1 protein-coding gene is annotated in these 1,536 nt (G+C 72.8%); it reads left to right on the top strand.

Annotation, left to right across the window (positions count from 1 at the left end; all coding sequences use genetic code 11):
• Positions 1 to 1,133: right-handed parallel beta-helix repeat-containing protein (locus tag HII36_RS55085; RefSeq protein ID WP_173531368.1), on the top strand; the 1,133-nt coding region annotated here is incomplete at its 5' end.
• Between the last annotated feature and the right edge of the window lie 403 nt (positions 1,134 to 1,536).

Consider the following 1,536-nt stretch of genomic DNA (forward strand, 5'->3'; position numbering starts at 1 on the left):
CCCCGACCCCGACCCCCACGCCCACCACGACGACCACGCCGCCGACCGGCGACGCGCTCTACGTGGCGCCCAACGGCAGGGACGGCGCGTCCGGCACCCAGGCCGACCCGACCACGCTCACCTCCGCGATCACCCGCATCGCCGCCGGCGGCACCATCTACCTGCGCGGCGGCACGTACGCCTTCTCGCAGACGGTCACCATCGCGCCGGGGAACAACGGCACCGCCGCCGCGCGCAAGAAGCTGTCCGCCTACCCCGGCGAACGGCCGATCCTGAGCTTCGCCGCGCAGAGCGAGGACCCGGCCAACCGCGGTCTGGCGGTGAACGGGTCGTACTGGCACGTGCACGGCATCGTCGTGGAGCGGGCCGGCGACAACGGGATCTTCGTCGGCGGCAGCGGCAACGTCATCGAGCGCACGGTGACGAGGTTCAACCGCGACACCGGGCTGCAGATCGCGCGGATCGCGTCCGACACCCCGCGCAGTCAGTGGCCGTCCAACAACCTCGTGCTCAGCGCGGAGTCGCACGACAACGCCGACTCCAACGGCGAGGACGCCGACGGCTTCGCCGCCAAGCTCACGGTCGGCCCCGGCAACGTCTTCCGGTACGCGGTGGCACGCAACAACATCGACGACGGCTGGGACCTCTACACCAAGACCGACACCGGCCCCATCGACCCGGTGACCGTCGAGGACTCGCTGTCCTACTACAACGGCACTCTCAGCGACGGCGGCCAGGCCGGCGCCGGTGACCGCAACGGCTACAAGCTGGGCGGCGAGGGCATCGAGGTCGACCACGTCGTCCGGCGCAGCATCGCCTACCGCAACGGCAAGCACGGGTTCACCTACAACAGCAACCCGGGCTCGATGGCGATCACCGGCAACGTCAGCGTGGACAACGCCCAGCGCAACTTCTCCTTCGACGCCGGCACCTCGGTGTTCCGCGACAACGTCTCGTGCCGCACGGGCAGCGGGACCAACGACAGGATCGTCGGTGACGCCGACGGCTCCAACCAGTTCTGGTCCGGCTCGAACGGGTCGCGCTGCGCCTCCTATGGCGGGGCTCTGACCTGGTCCTTCGCCGCGGACGGCCGCCTGGTCGTGTCCTTCGGCGGCCCCCCGGTCACCCACTGACCGAACCGCACCAACCACAGGCGGCCGGCACGCTTCGCCCGCACCGGGCACCCGCACCCGGCCGCCGACCCCGGCCACCCGCGGCGGGCCGGCCGCCCGGGGTGGGTCGGCCGCCCGGGATGGGTCGGGCACGGCCGGGCCGGGCACGAGCGGACCGGTCACAGCCGGGCCGGCGGCGGCAACGGGGGCGCGCCGCGTGACCTGGTGGGCGTCGGGCGCGCGGCACCTCGCTCGAACTGCGCCACGAGCAGGTCCCCCGGCCAGGTCCAGGGGCGGAGCCCAAGGGGCCGGGGCACACAAGCCGGGGCCCACGCGCCGCGCCCACGCGCCGGGCCGGACCCGAGGTCGGGGCCGGGGGTCTGTCTCTTATAAACATATCCGAGCCCACGAGAACTCTCTACAA

Origin of the sequence: Nonomuraea antri (assembly GCF_013283785.1) — a bacterium.
GTDB lineage: Bacteria > Actinomycetota > Actinomycetes > Streptosporangiales > Streptosporangiaceae > Nonomuraea > Nonomuraea antri.